Annotated in this window: 13 protein-coding genes; 9 read left to right on the forward strand and 4 right to left on the reverse strand. The window is 48.9% G+C overall.

Going from position 1 to position 16,349, the window contains the following annotated elements; genetic code table 11:
• From ACRCA4_RS14350 to ACRCA4_RS14365, 4 genes are all read right to left on the reverse strand, one after another.
• A partial coding sequence (locus tag ACRCA4_RS14350) for a DUF1993 family protein (protein ID WP_433190090.1) occupies positions 1–202 on the reverse strand: 202 nt, incomplete at its 3' end.
• 212 nt (positions 203–414) lie between these two features.
• A complete protein-coding gene (locus ACRCA4_RS14355) occupies positions 415–2,439 on the reverse strand; it encodes a heavy metal translocating P-type ATPase (RefSeq protein WP_215399171.1) in 2,025 nt (674 codons plus the stop codon).
• An 82-nt stretch (positions 2,440–2,521) separates the two neighbouring features.
• Entirely contained in the window at positions 2,522–4,222 is a 1,701-nt protein-coding gene (locus ACRCA4_RS14360; protein ID WP_433190094.1) for a phosphoethanolamine transferase, read from the reverse strand.
• Between the two features lie 115 nt (positions 4,223–4,337).
• Positions 4,338–6,326, reverse strand: coding sequence for an LTA synthase family protein (locus tag ACRCA4_RS14365; protein ID WP_433190097.1), 1,989 nt, complete (start codon positions 6,324–6,326; stop codon positions 4,338–4,340).
• A 109-nt stretch (positions 6,327–6,435) separates the two neighbouring features.
• Here ACRCA4_RS14365 and ACRCA4_RS14370 point away from each other — a divergent pair, with 109 nt between their 5' ends.
• From ACRCA4_RS14370 to ACRCA4_RS14410, 9 genes are all read left to right on the forward strand, one after another.
• Positions 6,436–6,792 (forward strand): diacylglycerol kinase, encoded by a 357-nt coding sequence (locus tag ACRCA4_RS14370; RefSeq protein WP_008223741.1) that lies wholly within the window; start codon positions 6,436–6,438, stop codon positions 6,790–6,792.
• Between the two features lie 20 nt (positions 6,793–6,812).
• On the forward strand, positions 6,813–7,481 hold the full coding sequence (locus ACRCA4_RS14375; RefSeq protein WP_008984041.1) for a response regulator: 669 nt from the start codon (positions 6,813–6,815) through the stop codon (positions 7,479–7,481).
• A complete protein-coding gene (locus tag ACRCA4_RS14380; RefSeq protein WP_433190102.1) occupies positions 7,471–8,865 on the forward strand; it encodes an ATP-binding protein in 1,395 nt (464 codons plus the stop codon). Before ACRCA4_RS14375 ends, ACRCA4_RS14380 begins: the two co-directional genes overlap by 11 nt.
• 84 nt (positions 8,866–8,949) lie before the next feature.
• Entirely contained in the window at positions 8,950–9,228 is a 279-nt protein-coding gene (locus tag ACRCA4_RS14385; protein WP_008984039.1) for a metal/formaldehyde-sensitive transcriptional repressor, read from the forward strand.
• Between the two features lie 30 nt (positions 9,229–9,258).
• Positions 9,259–9,621 carry a hypothetical protein gene (locus tag ACRCA4_RS14390; RefSeq protein WP_433190105.1) on the forward strand — a complete coding sequence of 121 codons (363 nt, stop codon included), beginning with the start codon at positions 9,259–9,261 and terminating at the stop codon, positions 9,619–9,621.
• 44 nt (positions 9,622–9,665) lie between these two features.
• On the forward strand, positions 9,666–11,000 hold the full coding sequence (locus ACRCA4_RS14395; protein WP_273020459.1) for a TolC family protein: 1,335 nt from the start codon (positions 9,666–9,668) through the stop codon (positions 10,998–11,000).
• On the forward strand, positions 10,997–11,977 hold the full coding sequence (locus ACRCA4_RS14400; RefSeq protein WP_134054414.1) for an efflux RND transporter periplasmic adaptor subunit: 981 nt from the start codon (positions 10,997–10,999) through the stop codon (positions 11,975–11,977). The genes ACRCA4_RS14395 and ACRCA4_RS14400 overlap by 4 nt, the downstream gene beginning before the upstream one ends.
• 140 nt (positions 11,978–12,117) lie before the next feature.
• Entirely contained in the window at positions 12,118–15,240 is a 3,123-nt protein-coding gene (locus ACRCA4_RS14405) for an efflux RND transporter permease subunit (protein ID WP_433190110.1), read from the forward strand.
• 120 nt (positions 15,241–15,360) lie between these two features.
• Positions 15,361–16,349 (forward strand): hypothetical protein (locus ACRCA4_RS14410; RefSeq protein ID WP_433190112.1); only part of this gene is annotated, 989 nt, incomplete at its 3' end.

Consider the following 16,349-nt stretch of genomic DNA (forward strand, 5'->3'; position numbering starts at 1 on the left):
GGCGTGCTACGCCTAATTTGGCTGTGTCGCAGGCAATTTGCACCTGGCGGATAAGATGAAACTGATCCGGTGCTAAACGCGCATTCAGTAAAACGGCAACATCCACTTTTTTTGTTTCGGCAAAACTGGCGCCTTTGTTAAGGATGGCGCTTAAATTTTGCAGCATTTTGCTAAATTGCACTACGGTAATATCGTAAAACATAGTCTGTCCTCCGGGGTAATAAAACAAATACAAACCCAGATTTGGGGGGCTGCTGCTATTTTCGCAATGGCGGCACCCAAAAATATAGCGCTGCCATGGCAAAATATTAATGCTGCTTGTTGTGTGCCAACTTGTACAGAACGGGCAGTAACTGCCCGTTTGGTATGATTACCGTTATTATGCCGCCTGTAATTATTTTTTGGGGATGATATTTATGCTTCTGGCGCTATGTTTTTGGCTGGAGTATAAGCCAGCAGACGCAGGGCGTTAAATACCACAATCAGTGTTGAACCTTCATGTACAGCCACCGCAGCACCGATGCCCAGCCCCATTATGGTTGCTGGCACCAGTAATGCTACGATACCAAGGCTGACAAATACATTCTGCAGAATAATGCGGCGGGTACGACGGCTTAAATCTACCGCAAAAGGCAGATGGCGCAGGTCGTCTGCCATCAGGGCAACATCTGCGGTTTCCAGTGCAACATCAGAGCCGGCTGCGCCCATGGCAATGCCGACACTGGCATTCGCCATAGCCGGTGCATCATTAACACCATCACCCACCATCGCAACCTGGGTTGTTTCGCGTAATTTACGGATAGCAGTGACTTTATCCTGTGGCATTAAATCGCCCCAGGCTTCATCCAGGCCAACTTCTTTTGCCACAGCTTCTGCAACCTGCTGGTTATCACCGGAGATCATAATCATTCTTGAGATACCCAGCTGCCGTAAGGTCGCTAACGCAGCTTTAGCGGCAGGGCGGGGGGTATCCATCAGGCCAATAGCGCCTAAATCGCGCTCTCCGTGGCGTATTGCCATAACAGTACGGCCACTGTTGCGCAAATCATTGATGGCTTCTGTTGTCTGCGGGTTTAGTGGCGCGATAGCTTGACCGGTTTCTTCATTACCAAACATCTTGGCTTTGCCAATCCAGACCGTTTTTCCATCCAGTTGTGCACTTACTCCCAAACCGGCATAGCTTTGCAGGTTTTCTGCCTGGGCTGGTTCTTTACCGGCCAGCCGTTTGCGGCCATCACGGGTGATTGCTGCGGCCAGCGGGTGGTCACTCAGTGCTTCTACTGCAACGGCTACACGCAGCAGTTCTTCTTCTGATACACCTTGTGCCACAACAATATCGGTAATATGCGGGCGGCCTTCAGTCAGCGTGCCGGTTTTATCAAACGCCATGGCGGTTAGTGCGCCCAGCTCTTCCAATGGTGCGCCGCCTTTAATTAATACGCCGCCACGGGCAGCTCTGGCAATACCGGATAATACGGCACTGGGGGTGGCAATGGCCAGTGCACAGGGGCTGGCGGCAACCAGTACCGCCATGGCACGGTAAAAACTATCGCGGAAAGGCTCGTCAATAACGACCCAGGCAAACAGCAATATCACGACCAGTCCCAGTACGGCGGGCACAAAAATACGCTCGAATTTATCGGTAAAGCGTTGAGTAGGGGACTTGCGTATCTCTGCTTCGCTCACCATCTTGACCGCACGGGCCAGAGCGGAATCGCTGGAGCGGCTGGTCACTTCTATCTCAATGGCTCCGCCACCATTTATGGTTCCGGCGAACACTTTGCTGGCAGCTTCTATAGAATCCGGGCGCTTGCGGGCAAACTCCGGATCATCAACCGGGTGTTTATCAACCGGAATACTTTCCCCGGTAACCGGCGCCTGGTTAATGCTGCTGGTGCCTTTAATCAGAAAACCGTCTGCAGGCAGGCGTTCGTTGGGGCGAACGACCACAATATCGCCCACTTCCAATGTTTCTACCGGAATTTCCAGCAGTTGCTCATTACGGCGAACCATCGCTGTTTTAGGGGCCAGCTCCGCCAGTGCTTCGATAGCCCGTTTAGCTCTGCCCATGGCGTAGTGTTCCAGCGCATGTCCCAGACTAAACAAGAACAATAACAAGGCACCTTCAGCCCAGGCACCCAAAGCAGCCGCACCAGCCGCCGCAACCAGCATCAAGGTGTCAATTTCAAAACGTTTATGGCGAAGGTTTTCAATGGCTTCACGCAGGGTAAAAAAGCCACCGAAAAAATAGGCGCTAAGGTAACAGATAAAAGGTAGCCAGGCAGGCGTACTTGCTGACACTTTACCGATAATAAAACCAGCCGCCAGCATAAAACCACTGGCAAGTGCGAACAAAAGCTCTGTATTGGCGCCTAAAAAACCGGCATGTGAATGGGGTTCTGTCTCAGAATGAGAGTGATCTTTATGTTTATCGCTCATATCGGCTCCTTATATCTCACCTTTATACTATACCCCAGTATAGTAGTTGCTGTTTTGAGCAGGATCAATTGCTGAGCAGATTTTATTTATACGCTGATAGATCATTCTGGCACTGGCTAAACAATTCAAGTTGTGTTTCTCGCATCGTGGTTTGTACGTTAAATATTGCCAGCAGGGTATGAAAAAGGTTGTCGTGGCTGGCTTTCTGTTCTGTCTGCTGCTGTATACATGAGGTGTTTACCTTTTGACCTGTGATGTAGTTTTCGGACATCCACCATAGCAGTGGTATATGTGTCTGAGCTGTGGGAGCCATCCAGTACGGTAGCCCATGCAGGTAAATGCCATTTTCGCCCAGAGATTCCCCATGATCTGAAACATATAGCATGGCGGTTTGATAGTCCTTGGCCGCTGACAACTGCTTGATAACGGTAGCCAGCAACTGGTCGGTTGCAATAATGCTGTTATCATACGCATTGATCACATCTTGCTGTGAACACAACGGTAGTTGCTTGTTTTGACATTCCGGCACAAAAGCTTTGTCGGTTATTGCACTGCGCCGGTAATACTCCGGGCCATGACTGCCCAGTTGATGAAGCACGATCAGGCGGTCTTTTGTGGCGGTATTAGCCTTGCTAAGGTAAACCGGTAGCCGCTCGGTGAGTACACTGTCCAGACACTGGCCTTTGTCACAGCTGGAGTGATTTTGTTGCTCAAATAAAAACTCTGACGGTACACGGTTGCACACGCCTTTGCAGCCTGAGTTATTATCAAGCCAAGACACTTCAACACCGGCGTGTTGCAGTATATCCAGAACATTACTGCTGTTTTTGGCAGTGCTTTCTATATAGTCGGTACGCGACAGAGCCGAAAACATACAAGGTAAAGAGTGAGCCGTAGCCGTACCGCATGATGACGCTTGTTTAAAGCTATATACAGGCAGTGCACTGAGCAGCGGGGTGGTATTTCTGACATAACCATTTAGCCCAAAGTGATCGGCCCTGGCTGTTTCTCCGACCACCAAAACAATCAGCTTGGGTTTTGTCGAGGACGTTGCCGCAGGTAGCTGTTTGGCATCGAGACCAAGCTGATTAAAACTGACCGGAAATGCCGTTTTACGGATGTTATTGGCCAACGATACTGTGGCTGACAGGGTGCTGACGGGCAGTGCCAGATAACGTACTTCGCGGAAGTTGCGAAAAAAAGGCGCTAACTGTGAGTAATTGATTGTAACAATACTGAACAGCGTTAGTATAATCAGCAGTATTGCCGCCAGCCAGTGCAGTAAAAAGCGTTTGTTGCGCACTATTTTGGTTCGGATAACGGTAACCGCCAGCAATGGAAACAGCATCAGCTTGGTTAATTGCCACAACATCCCGCCAGACAACAACCCTTGTGCTTCAGCCGGATCGGTTTCCAGTGCATTTTGCAGCATACTTTTATCAATGACGACACCGTAACTGGTATTAAAATACAGTGCGGTTGAGCCCAGCAGAAACAGCAATAAAAATACCGGCTTTTGTACAGGCCGGAAGCTGAACAAGGTGAGTAACAGAAAATTCAGTAAGAATAATAATGATACAAGACTGAGTTGTAATGAATACTGGCCTGCTGCCCTGGCTTGTATGGCATCGAAAAAGGGCGTGTTCAGTAGTAGGGTCATTGCCAAAGCGCCGACAAAAGCAAACCAGAGCGGATGCCATAGTGGCGAGCTATGGTTAAATGCTATGGTTTGCCGGGGCAGGGGTACTGTTTGCAAATGTGCGGTGGGCGTTAGGTCTGACATAAGCTTTCCATAATCTACTGATATGCAACGCAGCTTATGGGGCGGTGCTTAAGAAATGCTTAAATTCCTGTGGATCCTTAACAAACTATTGCTGTTACCTATAGCAGAAAGCCCTTTAAGGGCTTTCACAAGGGATATCATCGTTGTATTTACGTTCACGATACAGGTAAGAAGGAAGTTGTACCTGTGCTAAAGCCTGCTGTTGTTGCAAGGGACTTACCGCTTCTTCAGAGAGCGTTAATTGCTGGTGTTCACGATTATAGTTGGCACTAACCGCCTTACCATCGGGTTTCAGAATAGTAAGTTTATCCTCTGTCATCAGGGCAAACAGATTGTCAAACTGTATCAGAGCCCGCCCAGAACTGGTACTGTCCAGCAACAGATCACGTCCCGTCATCGGGTGACAGGACGATATCCCAGCCATGCTAAGCAGAGTGGGAGCCAGATCAATCTGACTACTTAAGGTTGTGAGTATTTCAGGCTGAGTGTCTGCGCCCAGAATTAGTCCTGGAATGCGAAACTTTTCCACCGGGATCAGGTTACTGCCATAGACCCTGTTATCATGATCTGCTACCACCAGAAACAGCGTATCCTGCCAATAAGGGCTTTTCATTGCTTGCTCAAAAAAGCGGCCCATTGACCAGTCTGCATATTTCACTGCATTGTAAGCCGTATTTTTAGGCTCTTGGTATAGTGAAATCCGGCCGTCCGGGAATTCGAAAGGTTCATGATTGCTAGAGGAAAATATCAGGCTGAAAAACGGTTGCTGCTGTTGATGCAGGGCCAATAACTGCTGATGTGCAGTTCTGAACAAGTCTTCATCGCTGGCTCCCCAACTACCTACCAGCACCGGATTATTGATTTTAGGTAAATCCACAATCTCCTGAAAACCATTGCCGGTAAAAAAGCTACGCATATTATCAAAGTGTGCTTCGCCACCATAAATAAACTGAGTGTGGTAGCCCTGTTTTTTTAAGATGGATGCCAGAGTGGTAAAACCTTGCTGACTGTTTGACAGCTTTACCGTGCTTTGGGCCGGTGTCGGCATAAAGCCGGCAACAACCGCTTCAATACCGCGTACTGAGCGGGTGCCGGTAGCATACAGATTGTCAAACCAGATGCCTTGCTGTTTCAGCTGTTCCAGCTCTGGAGTGACCGGTGCGCCGCCGAGTGATTCAACAAAGGTGGCGCCCTGGCTTTCCATCAACACTATTACTATGTTCAGCGGTTTATTACGCTGTTTTACGGCTTGTTGCCAGTGTAAGGTTGGGTATTCTGCATTATTAAAATCATATTGCTGCAGCCAGGGCCAGTTAAGGCTTAAATTCAGCATTTGTGTCTCTGGCAGTTTACCGTACATTTCGCTGGAACGGGCTTCATGTTTGAGGTTATACAAGGCAAATAAAACCGAATAGCCCGAGTTGATGACGAGAGAATTCACCATAGCATCAGAGGTAATTGCAAACAGCGCCGGGTTAGCAGGGCGGTGTGCTGTAGTGGAACGGATGCCGGCAAATACCATAAAAACCACCAGGGGCCACAGTAGTAAATGCTGGCGCAGTGGCCATACTTGCAATGTGTGCTTCGGTAGCCTTAGCGCCCGGTGCAGCAGTAGAGCGGCTGCGACAGTTAACACGGTTCCTGCCACCAGTGGCAATCGGAAGCCATGCCATAAGGTAGAGAAAACTTCTTTCGGGTATTTCAGATACTCAATGTACAAGCGGTTTGGCCGTATATCGTATTGCTGAATAAAGGCGGGGGTGGATAGTTCGATAAATGCAATAAGGATTAAACCCGTCAGGCACCACCAATAGCTAAAACGAAACCAGCTGTGCTGTAATCCGGGACGCGCCCAGCACAGCGATAACAGAACGGGTATTGCAGACCAGATACAAAGTAGAATCAGGTCGGCCCGAATCCCCTGCAGGAATATCATGCCCAATTGGTCTGTAGGTGCTACCCTGTCATATAGCCATAGCACCAGACCAAGCCGGGCCGCACTTAATAGTATCAACCCGATAAGAATCATACGTAGTAAGTAGGTGTAGGGACCGCATGTTATTTGTCGTAATACCGGGAATTTTACTGCAGAAACTTTAGTCATAGAGGCTCGCCGTACTGCCAGATAGAGTGGCTGCAAGGCTAACGAACAATGCTTAAGACTTTCTTAAGACTGTGCTTTTATACTGTTATCTCCAATCATAGGGGGGTATATGAAATCAGAGGCTAAAGGGGTTAAACGGATCATGTTGGCCGGAGTCAATTCGTGGCAAGGGCTGGCCAGTAGCTGGAGATCAGAAGCGGCAATACGGCAGGAAATTATCTTATTACTGGTATTGCTACCTGTAGCCTTGTGGGTTGATGTATCTGCGGCCGAGCGTGCGCTATTGTTATTGAGTGCATTACTGATTCTGATCGTGGAGCTATTAAATACCGGCATTGAAGTGGTGGTGGATCGCATTGGCAGTGAATATCACGAGCTAAGCGGTAAAGCGAAAGATATTGGGTCGGCAGCTGTATTAATAACGCTCGTTGCCAGTGCCGCCGTCTGGTTATGTATTTTACTCTAAGCTAGCTGGAAAAAGCCTTTATGAGATTGTTACTGGTTGAAGATGATAGCCTGCTTGCGCAGGGGTTAATTACTGCATTATCACGTATGCATTACCGGACAGAACACTGTATTACCGGTTCGCAAGCCATAGTGGCAGCAACCAGTAGCGGGTTTGATGTGATTATTCTGGATCTGGGGTTGCCAGACGGGTTGGCATTACATGTAATTAAAACCTTACGGGCTAAAAAGGTTACAACACCTATTCTGGTGCTGACGGCATGGGATCATCTTGAAACCAAGGTTGAGGCATTAAATGCCGGCGCTGATGATTATGTGCTGAAACCCTGCGATAGCAGAGAAATTGAAGCCCGTTTAAGAGTATTACTGCGGCGTTATCAGCAACGACAGCAGGACATCCTGACTTGTCAGGAAGTAGAAATGAATATGCAGCAGCATCTTTGCCGCTATCAGGGGCGGGATATAGTACTGACTTCACGTGAGTTTTTGATCCTGAAAGAGTTTATGTTACATCCGGATAAAATTCTGAGTAGACAGTATCTGGATGAACTCAGTTCGGGCTGGACAGGCGAAACAGAAAGTAACTCCATAGAGGTGCATATTCATAATATCCGTAAAAAAACTACAGCATCGCTGATAAAAACGGTCAGAGGAGTCGGTTATATGCTGGTGAGTCATCGTGAAAATTAACAGTATTCGCCGGATGCTGTTGCTCAGTGTTAATGCGGTTATCCTGTTAATGTTACTGATTACCAGCCTGAACACATGGTTTAATGTTCATCATGAAATTGACGAGTTATTTGATGCTCAGCTGGCACAGTATGCACGGTTAGTTCGTCATTTACTGGTAGAGCCCAATACTCCCCTGACTGCAGATAGTGATCACGCCATTGAAATGCCATTTTTGCTGGACGATGGCATAGAGCGTACTTCTGCAGAAGAACGGTATTCCGAGGGGCATAAGTACGAAAGCAAAATTGCAGTTCAGGTCTGGCATGAAAATGGTCAACTGTTAATCCGTTCCGGTAATGTCGGCAAAACGCCATTGTTGCCCAAACAATCAGGTTTTCACGAGATCCGGCATAATCAATACCTGTGGATTGGCTTTAGCTTATATGTGCCTGATGAAAAAGCCTGGATCTTTACTGCGCAACGGGAAGATGTTCGGGACGAGTTAAGCTGGCATTTAACACTGAATCAGTTGTTACCGCTGGGGGTAGCGATATTGCCGATAATGTTACTTGTCTGGCTGGCTGTGGAATGGGGCACGAAGCCGGTACGGGAATTATCGAAAAAGCTGGCAGAAACCAACCCTACTGAATTACAACCTATTGAGATGCCGTTACCACGAGAGTTAAGGCCATTCAGAGAAGCGGTAAATAAACTTATGGCTGAGTTAAAAGCTTATCTTAAAAAAGAGAAAATGTTTATTGCGGATGTATCTCATGAATTAAGAACCCCGCTTAGTGTTTTACAAGTGCATACCGATAATCTGGAAAAAGCGACCGATAGCCAAGAGCAACGTACAGCGATACAAGCCATTGGAAAAAGTACACGCCGTCTGGCACACCTGGTTAAGCAGTTAATGGAAACAGAAAAACTGGAACATAATATTGTACTGCAATATCAGGCAATTCAGCTTCTTAGGCTAACAGAAGATGCTTTGGCGTCGGTTGATTTGCCGCTAATTGATCGCGTAATTTGGGTGGTCGATATACCAAAGCAGCTACAGGTTCGTGTCGATCCTGCATTATTTCATGCTGCATTGCGTAATTTACTGGACAATGCGGCTAAGTATGCACCTGCTCAAAGTGAGGTCAGTATCAAGGCGCGTATAGAACAGCACGCTGTAGTGATAAGTGTGAGTAATGCAATTAATGGTGATATTACGCTTGAGCTAGCCCGATTGGGAGAGCGCTTTTTCCGGAGTTATGGTCATCAGGATGTTGCAGGAGCTGGCCTTGGATTATCGATTACCCGCAAAATTGTTAACTTACACGGCGGAGAGTTAATTTTTTCACAAGACATAACCGGGCGTTTTGTAACAGAGCTCTTTTTGCCACAAACAACATAAAATAAGAGACAGCTTTTATAGCTACAGACTTGAGAAAGATTAAAACTGACTATACTATAGGGGAGTATAGTTACGGAGTACGGTATGACTCATTCAATTACCAATAAACCCAAGTTACTGACGCGGGTACGGCGGATTAAAGGTCAGGTTGAAGGGCTGGAAAAACAGCTGCTGGCCGAAGGTGATTGTAGTAAAGTACTACAGCAAATTGCTGCGGTGCGAGGTGCTATTAATGGCCTAATGACTGAGATACTGGAACACCATATTCGTGATCATCTGGCAGGCGATAACCTGGAGCCTTTACAGCGCGATGCGGATGTAGAACAGGTTATTAGCGTATTGCGCTCGTACCTTAAAAGCTAACTTCGTTAAATTAGTAAGGCGGTCATTATTTTGATAAGCAACTACGCACTGACTAAAACACCACTAAGCAGAATGTTGATGGCATTACTGCTGGTGGTGCAATTGTTATGCGTAGTTTCCAGCGCTTTCGCTGTTGAACATTCTGCTGATGATATTCATCATCAAATATCATGGTCTGACACCAGTACGGTTGTAGCCGCAGAACAATCATCATTAACTGATGCCTCACTTCATGCAGGTTGCGACCATTGTAGTCATTGCCATGCCGCACATATTGGCTTGTTTAAACCAGCTCCGGCTTTGCCGGTAATTGGTAATGAATTGCTGGTGTCTTACTTAAATTATCTACCCTCTTCCCCTAAACGAAGCATTTACCGCCCACCCATCAGCTGATTCTGTTTTTTTGGTTTTTACATTACCTATAACAGGATTTTGCTATGTTCTTAAAAATGAATTGCAAACGCTTTGCAGCGTTAGGTTTATTGGCTGCTGGCAGTGTGCTGCTGAGCCTGACAGTAAATGCCGCTGAACCTGCAACAGCAGAGTTAACGCTGCAACAGGCAGCAAAGCGGGTGTTACAACAACATCCGCAATTACACGTATTTGATTGGCGCTTAAAAGCAGCGGCGGGTCAGCAGCAATTGGCAGAGCTAACGCCAGGCTATGAACTCGGCGTGCAGGCCGATAATGCCTTTGGCACTGGTGATATGTCGGGTGTTAAAAGCCTCGAAGTTACGGTGTCGTTGTCTTCCGTTATTGAGCTTGGCGATAAGCGCCAGGCCCGGATGGCGGTGTCCAGTGCAAATCAGGGATTATTGCTGGCGCAGCGCCAGGCCGCGAGCCTGGATTTACTGGGCGAGCTGACCCAGCGTTTTGTAACTGTGCTGACATTGCAGCAAAAAACGGCGCTGGCGGCACAAACCGTCAGTATGACTGAGCAGGCTTTAATGCTGGTGACGCAGCGGGTGCAGCGTGGTGCAGCACCAAAGGCCGAGCAACTAAGGGCTAAAGTGGCCTTTAAGCAAGCACAGTTGCAGCATGGCTTACTGCAAACCGAGCTGGATAGCAGCAAGTTGGCGCTGGTCAGTTTATGGGGGGCGGAACAAGCCGATTTTAATCAGGTTAGTGGTGATTTATTTCAGCTGGCGCAAAGCCCCTCCTTTCAAACACTTTATCAACAAGTGCTGGCAACCCCCACCGTAGAGGTCTTTGCAGCCCGGCAACGCTTGCGTGATGCTGAGCTGACACTGGCGCAAAGTCAGTCGGCGGGTGATGTACGCTGGCAGATTGGAGCCATGCGTTCACAAGAAAGCCGGGATTTTGGTTTGGTTGCCGGCGTGTCAGTGCCTTTGTTTAGTAAACAGCGTAATCAGGGTGCGATAACTGCGGCGCAGGCAGAGTCTCAAGCGGAACAGTTTGAAAAAGAAACTGCCTTGCTGGATTTACGCGCCCGCTTGTATCAGGCCTGGCAAACTCACCGTTACAGCAGTATGGCTGTGAAAGATATGCAGCGCGATATTCTGCCGGTGCTGGAGCAGGCACTACAACAAACTGAAGACGCATACCGCCGTGGCCGTTATGGCTATGCAGAGTGGATTTCTGCCCGTCAGGCACTACAGGACGCTCAGCTTGAGTTGGTTAATGCTGCCAGTACCGCACTGAGCAATCAGGTACTGATTGAACAGCTTGCCGGTGTTGCGCTTGCGGCATCACCTCTGGCGATAAAGACACCCACTCAGCTTATCACTACTGAATCAGGATCTTCCAAATGAAATATTCCGCGTTATTCCTTGCATTACTGATCGCTCAGGGTATGGCTGTTGCACCTGCTCAGGCCGGGCCGGGCCACAGTCATGATGAAAAACCGAAAACGGCGCAAACAAACAGCGCTCATGCCCATGATGATAGCGGGCACGATCATGGCAGCGACCATGATGATGATCACGATGAAGCCGCAACGATTGATGCCGACATGGCAAAAAGGGTAGGGATTGAAGTGGCGACGGCAGGTGCCGGCACCATTGAACGCCATATTCCGTTATACGGTGAGCTTGTAATCCCACCTAACCGTCAGGCACAGGTGCGAGCCCGTTTTCCTGGCATGATTACCCAGATAAAGCCTGCAGTTGGCGACACAGTGAAAAAAGGTGAGGTGCTGGCGTTGGTTGAATCCAATGACAGCCTGCGCACTTATCCGGTAACGGCACCGATAGCCGGAGTGTTGTTGCAACAGTATGCCAGCCAGGGCGAATACACAGCTGGTGAAACGTTATTTTCACTGGCAGACAGCAGCATATTGTGGGCTGAGCTGAAAATGTTTCCTGCCTCATTGGATGAGATAAAAACCGGCCTGCCGGTGCATATCGAAGCTCGCGGCGGCAGGGTTGATAGTCAGATAAGCCATATTTTGCCTGCCTCCGGCCAGCCTTATGTATTGGCGCGGGTTGCACTGGATAACAGTAACGGCCATTTTTCTGCCGGAGAGCGGGTCAATGCGCTGGTGGATGCTGAAATCATAGATGTTTCTCTGGTGATAGATAACAAAGCCTTACAGGATCTGGAAGGTAAGCAGGTGGTGTTTGTGCGCGAAGGCAACCGCTATGAACCGCGACCACTGCAGCTAGGCCGCACCGATGGGCGCTTTACTGAAGTGCTGTCTGGTCTGCATGCTGCTGAAGAGTATGTGGTGGTAAATAGTTATCTGATTAAGGCTGAGATCGAAAAAGCCGGCGCAGCTCACGAACACTAAAATTTGCCTGGCTGCGCTTTGGTTCTGCAGCGTTAAAAACCGGCTCAGCATGCTCATTTACCGCATGTAAACTGCGCTGCTTCGCCCGTTCTTGCCTTGCGTAACCTTTGCTCGCTCAGGCAGATGAAAAGGAGATAAACATGATTGAAGCTATCGTTCGTTTCTCAATTGAGCGACGGTATCTGATGCTGGGCCTGATCTTGTTACTGATTGGCGCCGGGCTGTGGAGTTACCAGCGATTACCTATCGATGCAGTACCTGATATTACCAACGTACAGGTACAAATTAACACCGAAGCGCCTGGCTATTCACCTTTGGAGGCTGAGCAACGGATTACCTTTGTGGTGGAAACGGCGCTTTATGGCTTGCCAAAACTAAAATATACCCGTTCGTTGTCACGTTACGGGCTGTCACAGGTAACAGTGGTGTTTGAAGAAGGCACCGACATTTATTTTGCCCGTAACCTGCTTAATGAGCGGCTTGGCAGTATCAAGAATGCACTGCCTGCCGGACTGGAACCACAAATGGGACCCATTGCTACTGGCCTGGGTGAAATATTTGTTTATACCGTCGATGTTAAACCCGGCGCTACTGATGCAAATGGCAAACCGCTTGATGCCATGTATTTGCGTGAAGTACAGGACTGGATTATCAAACCGCAACTGGCGCAAGTGCCCGGTGTGGTTGAGGTTAATACCATCGGTGGTTATGACAAACAGTACCACGTGATGCCTGATCCGGCAAAAATGCTGGCAATGGGTATTACGTTGCCGCAACTGTCAGAAGCACTGCTTAGCAATAATACTAACCGTGGTGCAGGTTACATTGAGCGTAATGGCCAGCAATTACTGGTACGTTCGCCCAGCCAGCTCAGTACTATCAGTAGTATTGAAAATGTCGTGGTGGCGTTAAATGGCTCAGTACCTATCCGGATAAAAGATGTGGCAGAAGTTGGGCTTGGCAAAGAGTTACGTACCGGTGCCGCTACCCGTGACGGCCACGAAACCGTAATGGGTACGGTGATGATGCTGCTGGGAGAGAACTCCCGGGCAGTAGCACGTGATGCGGCAGCCAAACTGGAGGCTATAAAAACCTCTTTGCCAGCAGGTGTGATAGTAGAAGCCGTGTATGACCGCACGACTTTGGTCGATAAAACCATTGCGACTGTGCAAAAAAATCTGTTGGAAGGCGCATTACTGGTCATTGTGGTGCTGTTTGTGCTGCTGGGTAATATCCGTGCGGCACTGATTACCGCCGCCGTAATCCCGCTGGCAATGCTGGCCACCATTACCGGTATGGTGCAGCAAGGCGTATCCGCTAACCTGATGAGTTTAGGTGCGCTCGACTTTGGCCTGATTGTCGATGGTGCGGTGATTATTGTCGAAAACTGCATTCGCCGTTTAGGCCTGGCGCAACATCAAACCGGCGGTTTGCTGCTACTGCGCGAACGTTTAAAAGTGGTGTTTGAAGCCACCACCGAGGTGATTAAACCCAGCTTATTCGGCGTGGCCATTATTACCGTAGTGTATATTCCGGTGTTCGCTTTAACCGGGGTTGAAGGCAAAATGTTTCACCCTATGGCGGCAACGGTAGTGATGGCGCTGCTGGCGGCAATGGTGCTATCTCTGACAATAGTGCCAGCGGCTATTGCCGTATTTATGAGCGGTAAAATCAAAGAGCAGGAAAGCCCGCTAATAGTAGCTGCTAAATCTGTCTACCGGCCGATACTGCACGCCGTGCTTAAACTCCGGCTGCTAGTGGTGGGGCTGGCCAGCGCGTTGGTTGTCGGCTGCATCTGGCTGGCCACTACGCTTGGCTCAGAGTTTATTCCACAGCTGGATGAGGGCGATATTGCCTTGCATGCGATGCGGGTAACCGGCACCGGCCTGGAGCAGTCAGTTGCAATGCAGGAAGTACTGGAGCAGCGGATTAAGCAATTTCCTGAAGTTGATAAGGTTTTTGCCAAAATTGGTACGCCGGAAGTAGCAACTGATCCGATGCCGCCGAACGTTGCAGACAACTTTGTTATTTTAAAACCGCGCAGCGAATGGCCGGATCCGCGTAAAACCAAAGCGGCGCTGGTAGCTGAAATGGAACAGGCACTGGAACAACTGCCTGGTAATAACTACGAGTTTACCCAGCCGATTCAGATGCGTTTTAACGAGCTGATTTCTGGTGTGCGTTCGGATGTGGGCATTAAAGTGTTTGGTGATGACCTGGATGTGCTGTTAAGCGTAGCAAACAGCATTGAGCAGGTTGCCAACAGTATTAGCGGCGCGGCAGATGTGAAAACAGAACAGGTATCCGGTTTACCGGTACTGTCGGTAATGCCAAAGCTAACGGCTTTATCCCGTTACGGACTAACAGTCAGCCAGTTTCAGGATATCATCGCCATGTCGATTGGTGGCGAAGAGGCGGGGCTAATCTATGAAGGTGATCGCCGGTTTCAGCTAATAGTTCGTTTACCGGAGCAAATCCGCAGTGATATTGATAGCCTGTCATGGCTGCCTATTCCAACGCCGGATGGAGGCTATGTACCGCTAAATGAAATTGCTACGCTGGATATTCAACCGGCACCGGCACAAATCAGCCGCGAAAATGGTAAGCGCCGTATTGTGGTATCGGCTAATGTGCGCGAGCGCGATCTGGGTAGCTTTGTTGCCGAACTGAAACAGCGGATTAGTGCCGACGTCACTCTGCCAGCCGGTTACTGGCTGGATTATGGCGGTACTTTTGAGCAATTGGAGTCGGCCAGTAAACGACTGGCAATCGTAGTGCCGGTGACCTTATTGCTGATTATCGCCTTGTTGGTGATGGCGTTTAATTCGCTCAAAGATGCACTGATTATCTTTACCGGTGTGCCACTGGCACTGACGGGGGGCGTACTGGCACTGTGGCTGCGCGATATGCCGCTGTCTATTTCAGCCGGTGTCGGCTTTATTGCCTTGTCTGGTGTCGCGGTGCTGAACGGTCTGGTAATGGTATCGTTTATGCGCCAGCTATGGCAGGAAAAAGGCGATTTACTGTATGCCGTGGTTGAAGGCGCGTTGATCCGGTTACGTCCGGTATTGATGACAGCGCTGGTGGCCAGCCTGGGGTTTGTGCCAATGGCGTTGAATACCGGCACCGGGGCAGAAGTACAGCGCCCGCTGGCAACAGTAGTGATTGGCGGTATTATCTCGGCTACTTTGCTGACATTAGTAGTACTGCCGGCGTTATACCACTGGTTACACAGCAAAAAAACTGCCAATAAACTGATTTAGAAAATAAAAGTAAAGGCACAGTTATTGTGCCTTTACAGCTTTTACGGCTGTATTAAGCATTTTGTTTACGCCGTTATAACGATAGAATACGCGTTTTTTGAAAAAGGGAACAAAACGCTGATGAGATCGTTATTGGGCTTTTCGCTTTGTGTCATGCTGGCTGCATGCTCTAACCCAAATAAAGACGTCGAATTTTCCCCGCAAAAAGGCGAAGAACGCGGCTATCAGGTAGTCAGTCGTACATTTATCAGCATTGATACCGGCCGTGGCAAAGAGCAGATGAGCTCTACGTCGCAGCAATTAGCACGCTACAAAGTGGTGCAAACCGGTAAAGAAACAAAGCTGGAGCTTTATATCGATTATCTGAAAATGCAGGATGGCCAGAGTGGGTTTCGAAACAGCCGCCGCGCCAGTGCTAACCCGGAATTACATGCCTTGTTTTCTGAAGGCTTTACTCTGACAACTGATTTAAAGGCCGGTAAAGTAACGCATTTTGCCGCCTTAAACGATGACGTTTGGCAGGCGTTGCTAAAAGACAGGGGCACAGAGCTTGAGGCCGAGCTGAAAAAAATGTTCAGTGCCGGCACTTTTATTAATACGATCCCCGCTAAAGTCGGTGCCAGCGTGACCTTGCCTGCTTATCAGGGGCTGACCGATGCCAGCTTAACAGTATTAGCGGTAACAGAGCCGCATTTAGTCGCACAGCTGTCGGCGCAGCCCAATGACGGTAAACTCTATGGCCAGTTAATGCTGTCGCGGCAAAACGGCTGGCTGGAAAAAATGCTTATCGTCGCAGACATGCCATTTGAGCGTTATGGTTATCAGGGCCGCGTTAGATCTCAGGTGGCCATGATGCCGGACAGCGAAGAGTACGGTAACCTGTTTCAGCAACTGGAATACAACTACCAGCGCCCAGAGTATGAATACAGTACGCCGCCTGGATCGGCCAGCGTAAACGCCGGAGCTATGCCGCCAGCGAAAGAGCAGGTTTTTCCGTGGCAGCAGGGCTATTTTGTGCAGGATGATGATTTACTGGGTTTACATTATCAGCACAACTTTGCAGCAGAGCAGCAAGGGCGTTTAACCCTGGGGCCGGTTAGTGCCATTAA

It is taken from the genome of Rheinheimera sp. WS51, from assembly GCF_050936095.1.
Taxonomy (GTDB): domain Bacteria; phylum Pseudomonadota; class Gammaproteobacteria; order Enterobacterales; family Alteromonadaceae; genus Alishewanella.